The sequence below is a fragment of the Candidatus Regiella insecticola LSR1 genome (assembly GCF_000143625.1).
Taxonomy (GTDB): domain Bacteria; phylum Pseudomonadota; class Gammaproteobacteria; order Enterobacterales; family Enterobacteriaceae; genus Regiella; species Regiella insecticola.
Genome location: NZ_GL379592.1, coordinates 1 through 18058, shown reverse-complemented (window position 1 = coordinate 18058; position 18058 = coordinate 1). Strand labels below are relative to the sequence as shown.

Genomic DNA, 18058 nt, shown 5'->3' with positions numbered 1-18058 from the left:
TTAATGGGAACTAATAAAGAGGCGATATAATCATGGAAAAACCGACGTATTCGGAAGAGTTTAAAGAGCAGGCGCTGTGTAAGGTTTATCATCGGAATGGGCGTACAATGAAAGCCATTGCGGATGAACTTAACGTGCCGCCGAGGAAGCTAAGAAGTTGTTTAGCAGAAAGTGAACTCGCCTCTTGGTGCAGGGGGCAGGGTATTTTTGTTCATCACCTGAAGCAATGGCGCGCGGATTTTTGTGACCCGAAGCGAACACAACGCAGTAAGAGGAAAAATGATTATTCCCGAACAGCGCCAGTCTATTATGATGTGGATTACTGAAGCAACGCAGGCCGGAGCGCGGCAACAACAGGCTTGTCTCCTGATTGGGCTAAGCACGCGAACCCTACAGCGCTGGCAGAAAGCTATCGAGCAAGTGGATGGCCGAACGCGCCGAACAGCGCCGCCGCCCCACAAACTCTCACCCTGTGAGCGGGCTAAGCTACTGGAAATAACCTCTTCGGCCAAATTTGCTCATTTACCCCCGAGTCAAATTGTGCCGATGTTGGCTGATGAAGGGCTCTATTTCGCCTCCGAATCCACTTTCAAGACGCCCGCGCATGGGTCGAACACGTGGTGCACTGGTATAATCAAGAGCATCGCCACAGTGCCATTGAATTTGTCACACCTGCACAAAGACATGCAGGCCTTGATAAAGCCCTATTAGCTCAGCGTAACACAGTGTATGAAAAGGCACGCGCTGCAAACCCTACACGCTGGGCAGGTCAAATCCGTCAGTGGCCGTATGTGAAAGAAGTCCATTTAAATCCACAAAAATCCAGAGAAAAAAAGGTGAAACCAGACGCCAAAAAAGCAGCCTAGGATTTTACATCCTGGGCGACAACTACATTGACAATTACCGATATGGTAGAAAGCCTGTTTGCAGCGCGCCCATTTCTTGAACAAGCTCAAGACGATTTGCTCATCTCTTATGGAGATATCGTGTATGAGAGAAATAATTTGGAAACCGTATTGCAAACTAATGGAGACATCGTTGTCATGGTGGATGATGGCTGGCTTGACCTATGGTCAGCACGCAATGAAGACCCGCTAAAAGATGCTGAAACACTTAAATACGATGCGAATGGTCAAATTCTGGAATTGGGTAAAAAGGCACAATCTCTTAACCATATTGAAGGCCAATATACTGGCCTGATCAAGATCGCTCATAATAAAATTGATGATTTTATTTCTTTTTATGATGAGCTCGATCAAGCGGCTCAGTATGATGGGCGTTCATTTAAACAAATGTATATGACAAGCTTTTTGCAGCTTTTGATTAATGCGGGCTGGAAGTTGATACCGTTGAAGATTTGCAGCTTTATGAGTCATTATCAACAGAAGGAAAGCTTGATGCCTTATGGCGACCTCATGAATATACCCAATGAATTTCGAGTTACGGCAAGGCGGCCAGGGGGTGAGACCGATGAGCGTAGATAGACTACGTGATTCGGCGAGCACCCGCAGCCAACGCCGCCGTAACTTGAAAGGCGAAGGGTATAATATCATACAGAGTCTAAAGGCCATCTCAGGTGCTATTGGCTTTAATAACTTACCCAAAGATCAACGCCAAATCACTTTTTACAGTGAAGGTAAAAGCTATTGGCCCCATCTTGAAAACCTACTGGTTGCAACTCTGGAACGAACGGATAAATCAGTTTGTTATCTCAGCTCCTCTCTTGATGACCCGGGGTTGATGGTAAAGCATCCACAATTAAAAACCTTTTTTATCGGTATGGGTTTTGTTCGTGATTATGTATTCCAAACCATTGAAACCCCTATTATGGTCATGACAATGCCAGACCTGAACAATTTTCAGGTTAAACGTTCACGACATAATGTGCATTATGTCTATGTTCAACATTCACTGGTCAGCCTTCATATGATTTACCGTCATGGTGCTTTTAACCATTACGATACAATCTGTTGCGCTGGCCCTCATCATATACAAGAAATTCGAGCCATTGAAAAAAAGTATAATTTGCCCGAAAAAAACCTAGTAGAGCTCGGTTATTCGCGGTTAAACAGCTTAATTGAGCAGGCAAAAAAATATCCAAAATCTGAGAGTGAAAACAAAGGCCAGCGTAAAAAGATTTTAATTGCACCTTCATGGGGGTCTCAAGGGTTAATTGAATCTGGCCTAGGTCATCGCTTAGTGAATGAGCTTATAGCGCTTGGCCATGAGGTGATTTTGCGTCCGCACCCGCAAACCATTAAATTTGCGTCAAATCAGGTGAAAAAGATTGTTAACCTACACGAAAAAAATCCACATTTTACTTTTGAAAGCTGCGTTGCAGGACAAGAGAGTTTGCATCAATCGGATATTATGGTGAGTGACTGGTCTGGTGCAGCACTGGAGTTTGCTTTTGCACTAAACAAACCTGTAATTTTTTACGATATTCCCCAAAAGGTTAATAACCCCCAGTATCAAGACATAAACCTTGAGCCACTTGAGTTCTCAATTCGAGAAACAATTGGAATGATATGGGATGGGCAATCTCCGGTCGCCGAAATCATTGAGCTTTGCGAACAAAAAAACAAAAATGTTCTGCATGAACTAAGCAATCAGTATGTTTTTAATCAGGGGCAGGCTGATGAAGTTTTTACCCAATTTTTAGGGACGGTATAAAATGTTAAAAGAAAAATATTTAAAATTCAAAGAACAAGGAATTGCCCAAGAATGTCTTTTGGTTTCACTCTGTTTTTTTCTTCTTGTCTGGGTTTTATTTGTTGCGACACCATTCGACATTGTCGCTGCAAATTCTGAAGAATTTACATCTGTTCCCGGGATTTCCATATTATGGCATGGACTATTTTATGCTCTATCCGCACTCATCAGTTTAGTTGTTTTATATGTTTTAATCTCTTTTACTTTTAAAAAATATATACGGAAATTTTTGCTTTTTACTCTTATCGCTTTTTCTTTATCTGTTTGGCTTAACTCAACATTTCTTACCGGCGTGTACGGCGAATTTAATGGTCGTGATAATTTGCAGATTGCTCCTTTTGGACTCTTAAACTGGATACAAATCGGCGCTTTTTTGATTATTTTTGCCCTTGCCATTTATTTTAGCAACAGGACAAAGATTTTTATTTATATTATTGCATCCATTTTTCTTATTTCTTTCTCTGTCTCCACGATCAATATTGCCTCAAAACTATCCGAAAAAAAGATAAAGCAAGGTTCAGAAAAGAAATTTTTCACCTATTCCAAAAACAATCCGAACCTATTGTTTATTCTTTTAGATGAATATCAATCAGACTATTTTTCAGAAATTTTAGATGATAAACTCAAAGGCAACTTAAATGGATTTATTTGGTTCAAAGACGCAGCCTCCAATTTTCCAACAACCATAGTCGCAGTTGCTGCAATGCTTACTGGAGATATCTATGATAATACTGTAGATATCTTAGATTTTTTTAAAGCAAGCTCTGATCATAGCATTGCTAAGAAGTTTCCAGGCGGCCAAGTTAATCACACACCCGGCTCAGATATATTAGACCTCTTCGGAAACCTACTGGGTGATACGGATCCTGCGTTGTCCGGTGCGCGCAATCCTCATGTACTTTATGTTAACGAAGGTTGCTGTGCGCCGGGCGCCTTGACTCCGCATAACGAACTACGGTTTCCAAAGAGGTCTATTCTTTCCTGTTGGATCCTCAACGCATTTTCCCAAGGTAGACACTCAACGCTTAACTGCATACAGTGATTTGATCAATTATTCACTATTCCTCGCGGCGCCGGATATATTTAAACACCGCATATATAATAACGGGGATTGGTTGGTTCACTTAAGTAATACTAGTCCATATGATACAGCGGGTCACACTGGTAGCTCATTCAAATTCCTAAACTATATTGCCAATAGAAAATTAATGGTTGCTAAGGGTCCATCTACTTTCAAATTTCACCACTCGGTTGTCACCCACTCACCAACAGTTCTAGGATCCAAGTGTGAAATTCTTGGAGTAGTTCCTGCTACGTTGCAAAACAAAAGCGCAGAAGGAGCATGTGCAATGAGTCAAGTGATTAATATTATCAAAAAGCTTAAACAAGAAAATATTTTTGATAATACTATGATCATCATTGCTGCTGATCATGGTTCAGTTTATAAACCCGCCTCATTTAGTAAAAACATGCCGTATAGTAGCGCCTCCCCGACACTTTTGATTAAGCCCCTTTATGGCAATGATCTTTTTCAGATCTCCGACTATCCTGCACAGTTATCTGACATACCAAAAACAATTGCAACCGCTTTTAATATCCCTCACGAATATTCGGGTATTGATTTGCTGAGTAAGGGCAAGCAAAAAAACAGATCTCGTGAATTTAATTATTATGTATGGTCCAAAGAGTACCACTCTGGGACAAAATCCAGAGTACCTCCAATAACAAAATACACGATTGAGGGGCCTTTACGCGACCCTATGAGTTGGCTTTTTCCAATAGAATGTGAGGCAACCCTCGATTTTTCTAAAGCGACTCAAGAAACATACTACTTTGAGAGTAACATGATCTCACGAGAACATTGGGGGCGATGGTCTTACGGTCCGCAAGTCAAGTTTCAGTTCAAGATTAAACCGGATTGCCAAACGTCTTCTGTTTTTTTCAACCTAACTGCTTTTGTTACACCTAAAAACCCTGAACAAACTGCACAGGTTTTCATTAATGATAAACCCGTTGGCGACATTGCTATTTCTATAGGGGAAGCACAGCCAAAAAAGTTCACTTTTCCACTTCCCATATCCCCCGATAATACCTATTCGGTTCGTTTCGAAATTGACAAACCTACAAGCCCTAAATCAGTTGGAGTAAGTGGAGAGGAGCGAGAATTGGGCTTTGGTTTTGTCAACATGGAATTGCTATCGAATGGGTCAGTGCAATGATAAAAAAGCAGGCTTGTTTATTCTTGTTACTGTTATCGATGATACTATTCCCACAGTTAGCCACCGCGAAAGTGCAGGAATATCGTTTAGAACTGAACGGTATTAATCCCTTCATTGAAACCAATGTCAGGGATCACTTTTCTTATTCAGGATTGGCTGCTTTTTATAACGGTGTTAGTGCCTATGTGGTTGATATAGCAGGTATTAAAAAAATTAATACCGAAGCCTACACTTTAAAGCCAAATCAAGTTTTGGCGCTTGTTGGACACTACAAAATACTAATCCTTCAAGATGTGGTTGGCGTTGTATCTTTTAAAGAAGATAGATTACTTTGGCATAAAAGTGATACAGAAAATCAAGTATCCAGCATGGGGAAAACCCGTGCGCAGCTATTGTTAAAATCGGATCTTGATCAACTACCTCAATATTTTCAAAAAATTAAATATGCGCATTTATGGGCTCCATTGAGATTGCTTTGCCTGGGTATAGAAGCAATTTTATTGTGGCTCAATACAATCCATAGCTTTGGGTGGGGCATTACAATCATTTTATTGTCTTTATTATTTAAGCTTTTCATTTTACCAGCCAATATATTACTGACGCGTGCTCAAAGAAAAGTATCACATCTTCAGGCACGCCTTGCTCCTGAACTAGAATATATCAAGGCGAATTTTACCGGGGAAGAAGCACATCAAAAATTTATGGCTGTACATAAACAGCAGGGTGTCTCGCCATTTTACAATCTGAGATCTTTACTGCTCACTTTGGCGCCTTTTCCATTTTTGATTGCTATATTCAACGTATTGAGTGAAATGGATCTTATTGCTGGTCATCCATTTTTATGGATTGAAGATTTAGCCTATCCAGATGCCATTTATCATCTCGGCTTTCATATTCCATTGCTAGGAGCCAGTATCAACTTACTGCCGATTTTGATGACGCTTCTGACCATTTTGGCAGCTGTTATCCATCAAAATAAAATTATTAGCACAAAGGAGCTTCGCAAACAGAAGCTAAATTTGTATTTTATGGCCGAGGGCTTTTTCTTGTTATTTTATCCCTTTCCATCAACGATGGTTTTATATTGGATCTTTGCCAATATATGGCAACTTATTCAGCAAAGATTTGTTCGCATATGACATCTCTTCAAACTTTAAAAAGCCAACTCAGCCATTTTTCGCAATCCTTTACACCTGCTAGCGGGGTGCCGAGCTTGCAACATTCGACGCTTTCACGTTTGTGCTTTCTTGCTGCTGAAGAGGGTTTTAGCTCGCATAGCAACAAAGAAATCGATTTTTTCAGCAAGAAATATGACATCACGTTAAGGCTATTTTCTTTCTATGATAATAAGGGTCGCAAATTGGGTATTGAAACACTTAACCACGCTGGGTTACAGCTTTTTGCTGGTTTGCTTTACCTGCGTATCCTTCTCGCAATTGATCAGAACGCCTCAGATATTGACCAAGCAAAATATATTAATGTTTGTTGGAAAGCATTTGATAATATTAATCTCCCCGATTTTTTGCAAACAGAACCCGAACGCTTAAAGTATTTGCAAGATAAACTTTTTGAACGATTACCCGCTAAGAATCTACAGGATAAAGCACTTTCACCTTACACAGTAACAAATATCAAACCCGTTAATTGGGATGGGTTCAAAACGTTACCCATTGATGTTTTATTTTATGAAGGCCCCATCGCACGAGCTTATCTTGAGACATTTTATTCCCTTAAGTGCAAATCGAGGCGGATCCATCTCATTGCAGAACGCGATCTTGTGTCTAAAAAAAGGGTAGGACGATTTATGCCCTCATTTTTCAGACATAAATACGCTGCTGCTGTACAATCCCGAAAAATTCACTACTGGCCACAATATCTGTTTCTCACCCAAAAAAAATTATGCCTTGAAATTTTTGAGCACCTTCAGAAAATTTTAAGAATTGAACAAAGCACCCTTTGGGGGCTTGTCGATTTAAAAGCACTGTACCACTATTCGGACAGTGTTATTCCTTTGCCATTTACTTCTTTGAAGGATCAAAAAATTTTAGACTTTATCAATACACAAAATTTTTCAATAGACCTCTTCGGAAACTAGCATTCATGAGGAATTTTGGTAAAACACTCCTGAACAAGGAGCCGCCATGAAATATGAAGTAATAAAAGTACTGGAAGAGGAAAAATTTCGTCGCTTAACGGGTGTTAAACGCAGTACATTTGAAAAGATGATAAAGATATTGAATGAAGCAGATAAGAGTAAGCAAGGGAAAGGAGGTCGGAAACCCAAGCGGGGTTTAGAAGAGCGCTTATTAATGGCACTGGAGTATATACGAGAATATCGCACTTATTTTCATGTCAGCCAAAGCTATGGCGTGAGTGAGAGCACATGCTATGAAACGATTAAATGGATAGAGAATACGCTAATAAAGCATCCTGATTTTGCCCTACCTGGACGCAAAGCTGTATTAAAAAGGGATAGGGAGTATGAGCTGGTTCTTATTGATGCCACAGAAACGCCGATTGAACGTCCCCAAAAAAACAAAAGCCGTTTTACTCAGGAAAAAAGAAACGACACACCTTAAAAACACAAGTGCTCGTTGATAAAAAAAGTAAAGCAGTCATCTGTACAAGCTTTACGAATGGGAGGCGCCATGATTTTAGGTTGTTTAAGGAGTCTGGTGTGCGAATACATCCTGACATCAAAACAGTTACCGATACAGGTTACCAAGGGCTTGGCAAGATTCATTCAAACTCGGCGTTGCCTAAGAAAAAGACAAAGAAAAATCCCTTAACAAAAGAAGATAAACGCAACAATCGTGCGTTATCAAGCCAGCGTGTATTAAACGAACATGTCATTGGTATGATTAAAAGATTTAAAATTGTATCAGACCGTTATCGAAACAGGCGAAAACGTTTTGGATTAAGATTTAATCTGATTGCTGCAATTTATAATATGGAAATTAGATAAATGATAGTTTCCGAAGAGGTCTAATGTATCTGTTCACTGGAGGCGGCATTGTACCTGGCAGTTTTTTTAACCTGAAAAACACGCGTTTTCTTCATATTCATCCAGGCTATTTGCCTAACATACGCGGTGCAGATTGTTTGTTATGGTCAACGATGTTAGCAGGGTATGCTTCGGCTACCTGTTTTTACCTGGATCCAGGTATTGATACTGGTGATGTTATTAACGCAGCGTTTTTACCAAAGATTAGGTTACCTGATGCAGCATCTCATTTAGACGAAAAATGATTTATCGCTTGCTTTACAGCTTTATCGATCCATGGGTTCGCTCCGTTGTTTTGAGAGATACGCTCTGCTCCACAAATTATTTGGAAAATATAACTGCATCAGCTCAGCCGATAAAGGCAAGGACGAATTTTCACTTTATGCACCAGAAATTAGAAACGCAGTTATAAGAAATGTTTTCATGAAAAATAATTAAGTGGATTTTCAGTAGCAACAGGGAAACATTGAAAAACCTCCGAAATTACTTGACCAGAATAAATCAAACTGATCTTAAATTTTCAAACAGGTTCAGTTGCGTTAGCGTACATAACAACACCCGTTTTCTTTTGGTATCAAATGAATACCACAGCCAATGGGATTGCTTTTTACTTCCAACAAAGAACTACTGCTCATCGGCTTCACAGACAAGTAATATACTCACTTTAATAAGTGTATAATTATTATATAGGGATAACATGGATAAAAGTAATATAAGATATTTTCTTTCTTTTCTAGCTTTGTTTTTTGCAACATCACTTCTATGGTTCCGTATTCAATTGCATAGTGATATCCTTCACTGGGAAGCTTTGGCAAGGGATTTATTCGATCTCGGTGGAAAATGGAGTGATTGGCGTTTCCCGCCAGCACCGGCTTATTTTCCTGAAACGTTGTTGTATTTTTTAACATACAAAATATTACCAAATAGTTACTATCGGGTATTTTTTATTTCGGTAGCACAAGTCTTTATGCTATTAACGGCGGTAATATGGACATCGAAGCAAATTTATCCACAAATTAGCATCCGAGCTCGGGAAGTTGTTATTTTACTGCTTACTTTTGTTACATTTACTGCTGCCAACTCTGGTATGTGGCTTTATTTTTATAGCAACAGTACTCATTTTTCCTCTATCCTTTTTTCACTGATTTGTTTAGGTCTTATTATCCGTTTTTACGAAAAACCCTCTCTTTTATGTGCAATTTATTTGACTCTGATTAATACTATTGCCCCTGCTTCTACTGCAATATATTTAATCAATTTTTTAATACCGGCAATCGTCACTGCACTCTTTTTATTAATTATGGGTAAATTTACTCATTATTCATGGATTAATCGTAATAAAATATTGAGTATATTAGGTATTCTTTCTATATCTTTTTTACTGTTTTTTTTCATAAATCCACTAATAACGCTTAATAAGCCATTAGAGGGAAAAATGCCGTTAACATTTAAGGGTGCCAGAGATTCGTTCAACCTATTTTTAAACAATACTGCTAATGCTTTTTCATTTGATAATGGATTCACGTTTACTTTATCTACATTAATTTTATTGTCCTTGTGTTTTCTTATTTATATTCTATTCATAAATAAAAAACAAAACGTTGCTAACCTGTTACAAATTAATTCCGAAAATACTGTTAATGATAATTGGAAATTTTTATTTTCATGCTTATTTCTTTTTATTGTTATGCCAATTAATGTTTTTGGTGCACTATTATCCGGAGGTTTTAGAGATTTATATGCTTACCGTTATTTTACTTTTTTTCTTTCACTTATACTCATTATGATGGTTATCGTCGCTGATAAACTTCATTATTTTTCGTCTAAAAAATATAAATTAGTATTTTATTTTATTTGTTTTGCAATCATTTTTTTTAGTATTCTAAAGATTAAAGAAAAGAAGTTTGTTGATATCATCAATATGCCATCTTTGATGGCTAAAAATCCTGTCAGTTTTTTATTAAATATAGAGAAAGAAGGATTTATTTTGCAGTCAGGTATCGCTAACTATTGGCATGCAAGAGGAGTAAGTGAATTTCTTACTAAGAAAAATTGGATCCTGGCAACCCTTAATAATATAACACCATTTTATTGGATATCATCTATGGGTCCTATTCGTCGACCTGATCATTACCAATACAAATATAATTTTTTAATATCATCGATGAATGATTATCCATTTTATTTTACTCCCGATAAAATTGAAAAATATCTACCTCTTCCAAGTAAAAAACATAAATGCGCGGATGGTAATACAGAAATTTGGCTATATACCGATAATACATTAGATATCGCTGTAAGAAATATGTTTAATCGTTTTCTTTTTCCCAAAAAATTAAGTGACACCTATCAATCAGAAGGCCGATTACTTCCTGGAGAAATTGGAAGAATTATTGGGTTAGCACGTTCCGCAGATTCATTAAGAGACAAACCAGGGTTTCTTTCATACGGACCTTACATTTTTCTTAACGAAGGCAAGTATAAAATTTCGGTTATCTATTCAACAGCGGGATCTGAAGGATCTACTGTTGGTTATATTGATATGGGGCGATTCAATATTGCGCAACCTAATGTTCTTTATAAGCAGTTTCTGCAAAGTAATACTGAATGACAGTTATCTACTGTCATTGATATTCCGCCCAATGGAATATCAGATTTTGAAATAAGATCATGGTTCTCAGGAAAAGGGGAGATGACTATTAATTCTATAGAGCTAAAAAGAATAACGGCATTAGCTGAAGTGTATTGATGTTAATATTTTGTTGTCGCTATCAGAAATTAACATCTGCTATTTTTGTAATTTTATGCAGAGACGTTTATACTGAGCACTTAATGAATTGACAAGCGGAGAAGAAGCAGCACAGACCAACAGTTTCTCGCAGTTACATCTTCTGTTTGTTGAACAAGTTTAATTTATTAGATAATTAAAGGTACAAAACTCAGTGCAAATAGTCATCCCGATGTCAGGTTTTGGAGAACGTTTCCGCAGAGCGGGGTACCAGGTTCCCAAACCCTTGATCGAAATCGAAGGAAAACCGATCATTGCTCATATTATTGATATGTTTCCGGGTGAGCAGAATTTTATTTTTATCTGTAATCAAGCGCATCTTGATGAAGCCGGTTACAGTATGGAGACTATCCTTAAAGCGTATTGTCCCACAGGTCGAAATAGTGGGCATCGCTCCTCATAATGCGGTGCGCCAAGTGGAACATCTGCTCGATCCCACTCAACCAGTGGTGGTTAATTACTGTGATTTCACTTGTTATTGGGATTGGCAGCATTTTAAACAATTTGTTAAGAGTACTGCGTGCTCTGGTGCAATCCCGGCCTATAAAGGATTTCATCCGCACACATTGGGCACAACTAACTACGCCTATCTGCATGAAGAAAACGGCTGGGTGCAAGATATTCAAGAGAAACAACCCTACACCGATAATCGCATGGAGGAATTTGCTTCCAGCGGAACCTATTATTTTGCTTCTGCGAAAATCATGAGTAAGGCCTTCCGTATAACGATGGCACAAAACCTTCAGGTTAACGGAGAATATTATCTTAGCCTGGCTTATAAGCCTTTGCTAGCAGCTGACGAGCCGATTGCCGTTTATCCTCTGCAGCATTTTATGCAATGGGGAACTCCGGAGGATGTCGCGGAATATAATAACTGGTCTTCCGTTTTTAAGCGTTTAATCGTTTCGGAAAATGTGCCAGCCCCAAAAGGATCACTGGTTATTCCGATGGCGGGATTGGGGCAACGTTTTATCAACGAAGGTTATAGCGTCACCAAAACGTTAATACCCGTTTCCGGTCAGCCAATGGCCGTGCAAGCAACGCACGATTTGCCGGCGGCGTGCCATCATGTTTTTGTACTAAGAAACGATATGTCAGGCCATCGCGAAATCGCAGACCAACTTAAACAACAGTATCCACAAGCGATCATTGAGACTATTACTGGCGTCACAGAAGGTCAGGCCTGTACAGCACTGATCGGATTAAAGCCCTTGAACGCACTGTTAGTAGTACGCTAGGACCAATCACCTTTGGCGCTTGTGACAATGGTGCTTTGTATGATGCTAACGCCTTTCAAAAATTGGCAGATAACCCTGATGTGGATGTGATTGTCTGGGGAGCTCGTGGTTATGCCAATGCGATTCGCCATCCCAATATGTTCGGTTGGATCGATGTTGAAAATGGCCGAATACGAAAAATATCGGTGAAAAAAGCGTTACGTTCTCCGGAAACTGACCCTATTGTCATTGGTACTTTTACATTCCGCCGTGCCGAGGATTTCCGTCGAGTAGTCGAGCATTTAATCGCCCGAGATGGCCGTATTAATAATGAATTTTATATCGATTCATGTATTAACGATGCGATTGAACTGGATCTGAACTGTTACCTATTTGAAGTTGACCATTATTTATGTTGGGGAACCCCGAATGATCTGCACACCTTTGAATATTGGCAATCTTGTTTTCATAAATGGTCTAACCATCCTTATCAACTAAATTTGGATCAAAGGATCCCAGAGAACCAAGTAAGTATTCTTGAAAAGCGCTATAGAGCAATAGCGCCAGATAGGCTTGGTCAATGCTTATGATCAAGCGGGAGTTGAGCTTATTTTTACTAGTAGGAACCTTGACTGTTCTGGTGGATTTTCTGTTTTATCGCAGCCTGATTTGGCTGGGTGCTATGGGAATTACTACGGCAAAGGTGATCGGTTTTTTACTTGGAACCTTGTTTGCTTATTTTGCCAATCGTTTCTGGACCTTTGTACACCGATCTCCTACAACAGGCAGCCCATGGCGTTTTATGTTTTTGTACGCATCCACGCTCTGTGTGAATGTGTTGGCCAATGCACTGTTGCTGAAATGGTTGACAGATATTCGGCTTGCTTTTTTGCTAGCGACAGGCTTGTCTGCCTTACTTAATTTTTTAGGCATGAAGTTATTCGTATTTAAGGACAAAACTGCCTCGGAGCTGACATGAAATTTTCTCTTATCATTCCTTGTTTTAATGAAGCTGACAATCTCACTCTGTTGCTTGAACGCTGTAAGGATATAGCGAAACACCCTAATGTTGAATGTCGATAACGGATCAACAGACAGTACACTTGAGATACTTCAAGAACTTCTGCCCAGTTCCCCCTATTGCCGGACTGTGCATGTCGAAAAGAACCAGGGTTATGGTCACGGCATACTGACAGGTCTCAGAGCAGCGCAAGGGGAAATTTTAGGTTGGACACATGCGGATATGCAAACTGATCCTTTGGATTTATTACAAGGCTTAGCCCTGTTTGAGCAGTACGGCGACAATATTTTTGTTAAAGGTCGGCGCTATGGCCGCCCATTTATCGATGTGATGTTTACCGTTGGCATGAGTCTCTTTGAAACAGTACTGCTTGCTAAGCCAATGTGGGATATCAATGCCCAACCTACCCTGTTCAGCCGTAAATTTTTCGAAACATGGGACTCACCACCGAACGATTTTTCCCTTGATCTCTATGCTTACTACCGAGGCTCATCATCAGAAGTTGAAGGTACAGCGCTTTCCAGTAAAATTTAGTAAACGAGCCTATGGTGTATCTCATTGGAATATTAACTGGAAGGCTAAGTGGAAATTTATTCGTCGGACGGTGGATTTTAGTCTGCAATTGCGTAGCTGTACCAGGAAAAAACAATGAACATCATTTTACATCGCCGCAATACATTATCCGATCTAAAGGCCACACAACCTAAATATGGTATTGAAGTTGATATTCGAAGTTACGGCAACTGATCATTCATCATGACCCTTTTATTGTCGGTGAATCTTTTGAAGATTGGATCAATGCCTATCAACACGGAACTTTGATTCTGAATGTCAAAGAGGAAGGACTCGAAGCACGATTGATTGCTCTGATGAAAGCCAAAGGCATCGATGATTATTTTTTCCTCGATCAATCGTTTCCCTTCCTAGTGAAATGGGCGGCGGCAGGTGAACACCGCTGTGCTGTGCGTGTCTCTGAATTTGAATCTATTGAAACGGCTTTGACGTTAGCGGGAAAAGTTGATTGGGTATGGGTGGACTGTTTCACTTATTTTCCTCTAAGACACATTGACGCTCAACGGCTCAAACAAGCCGGTTTTAAACTTTGTCTCGTTTCTCCTGAATTGCAAGGCAGGAACGCTGAAAACGAAGTTCCCACTTTGATTCAATTACTCCATAAACGTCATATCCAAGCCGATGCCGTATGTACCAAATGCCCAAAATTGTGGGAACAATTGGCTGAGTTAGTATGAAAAAACTGTGTTTTAATCCCTTCTTTATATTAGGTCTGTTGATCCGGCTAGCACTGATCGTCACCATGGCTCCCCATCCGGCTATTGATTGGTATGTGCCGTTTCTGGATATTACCACTACTCATCTGAGCGTTGATCCCTGGGCTGTCTGGCTTAAAGCGGGAGGAGCCCCCGCCGCTTTTCCCTATGGCTATGTGATGTGGATGGTTTTTCTGCCACTGGTATTTATTGCTAAATTGATGGGTTTCCCGCTGCAATACGGCTATCAATTAACATTGCTAGCCGCCGACTTTGTTTTATTAGACCTCTTCGGAAACTAGCATTCATATAAGAATTTTGGTAAAACACTCCTGAACAAGGAGCCGCCATGAAATATGAAGTAATAAAAGTACTGGAAGAGGAAAAATTTCGTCGCTTAACGGGTGTTAAACGCAGTACATTTGAAAAGATGATAAAGATATTGAATGAAGCAGATAAGAGTAAGCAAGGGAAAGGAGGTCGGAAACCCAAGCGGGGTTTAGAAGAGCGCTTATTAATGGCACTGGAGTATATACGAGAATATCGCACTTATTTTCATGTCAGCCAAAGCTATGGCGTGAGTGAGAGCACATGCTATGAAACGATTAAATGGATAGAGAATACGCTAATAAAGCATCCTGATTTTGCCCTACCTGGACGCAAAGCTGTATTAAAAAGGGATAGGGAGTATGAGCTGGTTCTTATTGATGCCACAGAAACGCCGATTGAACGTCCCCAAAAAAACAAAAGCCGTTTTACTCAGGAAAAAAGAAACGACACACCTTAAAAACACAAGTGCTCGTTGATAAAAAAAGTAAAGCAGTCATCTGTACAAGCTTTACGAATGGGAGGCGCCATGATTTTAGGTTGTTTAAGGAGTCTGGTGTGCGAATACATCCTGACATCAAAACAGTTACCGATACAGGTTACCAAGGGCTTGGCAAGATTCATTCAAACTCGGCGTTGCCTAAGAAAAAGACAAAGAAAAATCCCTTAACAAAAGAAGATAAACGCAACAATCGTGCGTTATCAAGCCAGCGTGTATTAAACGAACATGTCATTGGTATGATTAAAAGATTTAAAATTGTATCAGACCGTTATCGAAACAGGCGAAAACGTTTTGGATTAAGATTTAATCTGATTGCTGCAATTTATAATATGGAAATTAGATAAATGATAGTTTCCGAAGAGGTCTATTATTTATTCTTCATCGATTACTACCAGGGCGACAAAAATTACTTTTAGTCTCCTATTGGTTATCCCCTATTATTATTGTCACCAGCTATGGATTGGGCTTAAATGATCTGATCCCGGTTTTATTGTTAATCCTGTCAATATATGGTCTTCGCCAGCGAAAATTTAAGCTGGCGGGAGCAGTTTGCGTGGCGGCTGTTTCGGCCAAGCTCAGTATGCTTGTCGCCTTGCCATTCTTTTTAATCTATCTGTATAACAATAAAGCACTCAGGCAACGCCTGGCAGCATTCTTGATCGGCCTTTCCATCAGCACCCTTTTTTTCGCTACACCCTTTATTTTTTCCAGTGGCGGTATGCAAATGTTGTTTAGCAACCCTGAAATGAAAAGCATTTATCGCTTAATGCTAGATTTAGGCGGCAATGTATCTATCTACATTGTGCCACTGATTTATATGATGATGCTTTACCTAACATGGCGCTTTAAACGTTTTAACTTCGATCTGTTTCAAGCGGCCACTGGCCTGGCTTTTTTATTGATTGTTTTTATGATACCAGGATCGCCTGGTTGGTTTGTGTGGAGCATGCCTTTTCTTGCTTTCTATCAGGCAATGAGCGGCCGCATCGCGATGATATTGGTCGGCATATTTTCAGGGTTGTATGTACTGAGTACCCTACTTATTACCCCTTTACCATTAGCCAATGGACTTGTATTTGATTTAGGGGCTTTTTTCCTGCTCGAGGGGCGATTTGGTAGCCATGCCATTTCTCTTCTGCATACAATTATGGTTGCCATTGGTGTAATGATAGCAATCCGCATCTGGCGTGAAGCGATCAGCCGGAATGATTTTTTTCGATTGAGCAGAAAACCCTTTATTATCTGTATCGCAGGTGATTCAGGAGCGGGTAAAGACAGTTTTACCGATGCTATCAGCGGACTTTTTGGCCAGCATTCTGTGGTCAAACTTTCTGGTGACGATTATCACCTGTGGGATAGGCAGAAGCCTATGTGGCAAGTGATGACGCATCTCAACCCGATGGCTAATGATCTAGAGGGATTCTGCCATGACCTCGTTTCTTTGGCTGACGGAAAAGCGATCCAATCGAGGCACTACGATCATCAAACAGGGAAAATGAGCAGGCCATTACGCATCAAGAGTGATGACTTCATCATTGCTAGCGGATTACATGTACTTTATCTGCCGATGCTAAGAGAATGCTACAACCTTAAGATTTATTTAGATATTAATGAAGGGTTAAGGCGGCATTTTAAGCTCAAGCGAGATGTCTACCAGCGAGGTCATACTATTGAACAAGTACTCGCCTCATTTGAAAAAAGAGGAGCCGATTCTGCTCGTTTTATTCGTCCTCAATCTAGTTACGCCGATTTGATCTTGTCATTACAGCCTATCCATCCCTGGATGTTGGAAAAATTAGATGATCAGCATCCTCTTCGCCTGCAATTGGTAGTAAAAACACGACGGGGGTTGAATGAATTCTCACTGAATCGAGTATTAATAGGAGTTTGTGGCTTACATATCGATATGATCAAAGGTGAGAATAGCGAGGAAATACAAATGACAATAGAGGGTGAAACCTCCGCGGCTGATGTAGCCATGGCAGCAGAAATACTATGCCCACAAATTTTGGAGTTCTTAGATATTCAACCCAAATGGCAGGATGGCATGGCAGGTTTAATGCAATTGGTCACCCTATCTCATATTAACCAAGCACTGATCAAGCGATTTATACAGTGAAAATCTATAATTCTGAACTATTTACTCGCCTGCCTAATGCTTTTTTATTTGATACAGACAATACCCTGTATACCTATAATCCAGCTCATGCGAGCGCCCAGAAGGCGGTGCGTGATAAAGTCATCAAAACGTTTTCTATCTTACCTACAGATTTTGATAAAGCGTTTTGTGAGGCAAAAAATCAAATAAAAAATCGTCTGCAACATACGGCATCCTCTCATAGCCGATTGCTTTATCTCCAGCGAATGCTTGAGATCCTGGGGCTAGGCTCACAAGTGTTGCTGGCGCTGGATTTTGAACAAACTTATTGGCGAACTTTTTTGAGTAACGCCACCTTATTTGAGGGAGTAAAAGAGTTGCTGGATGACATCCGGTTACTGGGTATCCCGACCGCAATCGTGACCGACTTAACTGCCCAGATCCAATTTAGAAAGGTCGTTTATTTTGGTTTAGATCGCTATTTTGATTACATTGTGACCAGTGAAGAAGCGGGTTTTGATAAACCTCATACAGCACCATTCCAAATTGCATTGGAGAAAATGAGACCAAAAGGGGATTGTGTTTGGATGATTGGTGACAATGCCGTCAATGATATTCGTGGCGGACGCGAGCAGATCAAGGCTGTGACACTGCAAAAAATACATGCAGGGGTTGAATTAGGCACTGGCCAAAATGCTCCCGATGCTTCATTCAATCATTTTGATTCATTAAGAAAACTGATAGCCAAGTTAGGAAATCAAGAGTGATTACTATGCCAAACAGCGGTGTTGTAGAACAGATAAGCGATTTTTGTGCCCGATTCGGAGCTGATCCACTGCTCGTCCAAGCCGCCGGGGGAAATGTTTCGTGGAAGGATGGCAAGACACTCTGGGTCAAAGCTT

General features: G+C 40.0%; 22 protein-coding genes and 1 pseudogene. 22 read left to right on the top strand and 1 reads right to left on the bottom strand.

The window, feature by feature from the left end:
• The first annotated feature begins 32 nt into the window (after nt 1–32).
• From REG_RS12155 to REG_RS05760, 11 genes are all read left to right on the top strand, one after another.
• Nucleotides 33–326, top strand: a complete 294-nt coding sequence (locus REG_RS12155) for a hypothetical protein (RefSeq protein ID WP_006704759.1) — start codon at nt 33–35, stop codon at nt 324–326.
• Entirely contained in the window at nt 280–711 is a 432-nt protein-coding gene (locus REG_RS12710) for a helix-turn-helix domain-containing protein (RefSeq protein ID WP_141553631.1), read from the top strand. Before REG_RS12155 ends, REG_RS12710 begins: the two co-directional genes overlap by 47 nt.
• Nucleotides 621–866, top strand: coding sequence for a hypothetical protein (locus REG_RS13760; protein ID WP_176603386.1), 246 nt, complete (start codon nt 621–623; stop codon nt 864–866). The genes REG_RS12710 and REG_RS13760 overlap by 91 nt, the downstream gene beginning before the upstream one ends.
• 27 nt (nt 867–893) lie before the next feature.
• Nucleotides 894–1484 (top strand): glycosyltransferase family protein, encoded by a 591-nt coding sequence (locus REG_RS05800; RefSeq protein WP_050749347.1) that lies wholly within the window; start codon nt 894–896, stop codon nt 1482–1484.
• On the top strand, nt 1429–2673 hold the full coding sequence (locus REG_RS05795; RefSeq protein WP_006704809.1) for a CDP-glycerol glycerophosphotransferase family protein: 1245 nt from the start codon (nt 1429–1431) through the stop codon (nt 2671–2673). Before REG_RS05800 ends, REG_RS05795 begins: the two co-directional genes overlap by 56 nt.
• Before the next feature lies 1 nt (nt 2674).
• Complete coding sequence (locus tag REG_RS05790) at nt 2675–3754, top strand: hypothetical protein (protein WP_006704808.1); 1080 nt, start codon at nt 2675–2677, stop codon at nt 3752–3754.
• A 307-nt stretch (nt 3755–4061) separates the two neighbouring features.
• A complete protein-coding gene (locus tag REG_RS05785; protein ID WP_039907555.1) occupies nt 4062–4931 on the top strand; it encodes an alkaline phosphatase family protein in 870 nt (289 codons plus the stop codon).
• Nucleotides 4928–6070 carry a YidC/Oxa1 family membrane protein insertase gene (locus REG_RS05780; RefSeq protein WP_006704806.1) on the top strand — a complete coding sequence of 381 codons (1143 nt, stop codon included), beginning with the start codon at nt 4928–4930 and terminating at the stop codon, nt 6068–6070. The genes REG_RS05785 and REG_RS05780 overlap by 4 nt, the downstream gene beginning before the upstream one ends.
• A gap of 74 nt (nt 6071–6144) precedes the next feature.
• Complete coding sequence (locus tag REG_RS05775; RefSeq protein ID WP_141553630.1) at nt 6145–7026, top strand: hypothetical protein; 882 nt, start codon at nt 6145–6147, stop codon at nt 7024–7026.
• Between the two features lie 46 nt (nt 7027–7072).
• Nucleotides 7073–7896 (top strand): IS5-like element ISRein1 family transposase gene (locus REG_RS12145; protein WP_260200023.1). Its coding sequence is split into 2 segments (ribosomal slippage): nt 7073–7460 and nt 7460–7896, totalling 825 coding nucleotides; the frame shifts between segments, so codons are not numbered across the junction.
• 23 nt (nt 7897–7919) lie between these two features.
• The gene (locus REG_RS05760) at nt 7920–8180 is read left to right on the top strand and encodes a hypothetical protein (RefSeq protein ID WP_006704804.1); all 261 of its coding nucleotides are present in this window, start codon (nt 7920–7922) and stop codon (nt 8178–8180) included.
• 256 nt (nt 8181–8436) lie between these two features.
• Here the strand turns inward: REG_RS05760 and REG_RS14645 are convergent.
• Nucleotides 8437–8544: pseudogene (locus REG_RS14645) on the bottom strand (hypothetical protein); the annotation flags it as partial.
• An 88-nt stretch (nt 8545–8632) separates the two neighbouring features.
• Between REG_RS14645 and REG_RS05755 the strand changes: the two are divergent.
• From REG_RS05755 to REG_RS05710, 11 genes are all read left to right on the top strand, one after another.
• Nucleotides 8633–10546 (top strand): hypothetical protein, encoded by a 1914-nt coding sequence (locus REG_RS05755; protein WP_006704803.1) that lies wholly within the window; start codon nt 8633–8635, stop codon nt 10544–10546.
• A gap of 331 nt (nt 10547–10877) precedes the next feature.
• Nucleotides 10878–11126: a glycosyltransferase family protein gene (locus REG_RS13755; protein ID WP_218015670.1), complete on the top strand. Its 249-nt coding sequence runs from the start codon at nt 10878–10880 to the stop codon at nt 11124–11126.
• Nucleotides 11127–11139: 13 nt separating this feature from the next.
• A complete protein-coding gene (locus REG_RS13750; protein WP_218015669.1) occupies nt 11140–11961 on the top strand; it encodes a glycosyltransferase family protein in 822 nt (273 codons plus the stop codon).
• Between the two features lie 35 nt (nt 11962–11996).
• A complete protein-coding gene (locus REG_RS13745; RefSeq protein ID WP_071985185.1) occupies nt 11997–12530 on the top strand; it encodes a glycosyltransferase family protein in 534 nt (177 codons plus the stop codon).
• Complete coding sequence (locus tag REG_RS05745) at nt 12521–12919, top strand: GtrA family protein (RefSeq protein WP_006704802.1); 399 nt, start codon at nt 12521–12523, stop codon at nt 12917–12919. The genes REG_RS13745 and REG_RS05745 overlap by 10 nt, the downstream gene beginning before the upstream one ends.
• An 87-nt stretch (nt 12920–13006) precedes the next feature.
• A complete protein-coding gene (locus tag REG_RS05740) occupies nt 13007–13495 on the top strand; it encodes a glycosyltransferase family 2 protein (RefSeq protein WP_006704801.1) in 489 nt (162 codons plus the stop codon).
• A 284-nt stretch (nt 13496–13779) separates the two neighbouring features.
• Complete coding sequence (locus REG_RS05735; RefSeq protein ID WP_006704800.1) at nt 13780–14211, top strand: PI-PLC domain-containing protein; 432 nt, start codon at nt 13780–13782, stop codon at nt 14209–14211.
• Entirely contained in the window at nt 14208–14531 is a 324-nt protein-coding gene (locus tag REG_RS05730) for a hypothetical protein (protein WP_006704799.1), read from the top strand. The genes REG_RS05735 and REG_RS05730 overlap by 4 nt, the downstream gene beginning before the upstream one ends.
• A gap of 47 nt (nt 14532–14578) precedes the next feature.
• Nucleotides 14579–15402 (top strand): IS5-like element ISRein1 family transposase gene (locus REG_RS12130; protein ID WP_260200023.1). Its coding sequence is split into 2 segments (ribosomal slippage): nt 14579–14966 and nt 14966–15402, totalling 825 coding nucleotides; the frame shifts between segments, so codons are not numbered across the junction.
• A gap of 209 nt (nt 15403–15611) precedes the next feature.
• Nucleotides 15612–17177, top strand: a complete 1566-nt coding sequence (locus tag REG_RS05715; protein ID WP_141553629.1) for a uridine kinase — start codon at nt 15612–15614, stop codon at nt 17175–17177.
• The gene (locus tag REG_RS05710; RefSeq protein ID WP_006704797.1) at nt 17174–17923 is read left to right on the top strand and encodes an HAD family hydrolase; all 750 of its coding nucleotides are present in this window, start codon (nt 17174–17176) and stop codon (nt 17921–17923) included. The genes REG_RS05715 and REG_RS05710 overlap by 4 nt, the downstream gene beginning before the upstream one ends.
• Nucleotides 17924–18058: the final 135 nt, after the last annotated feature.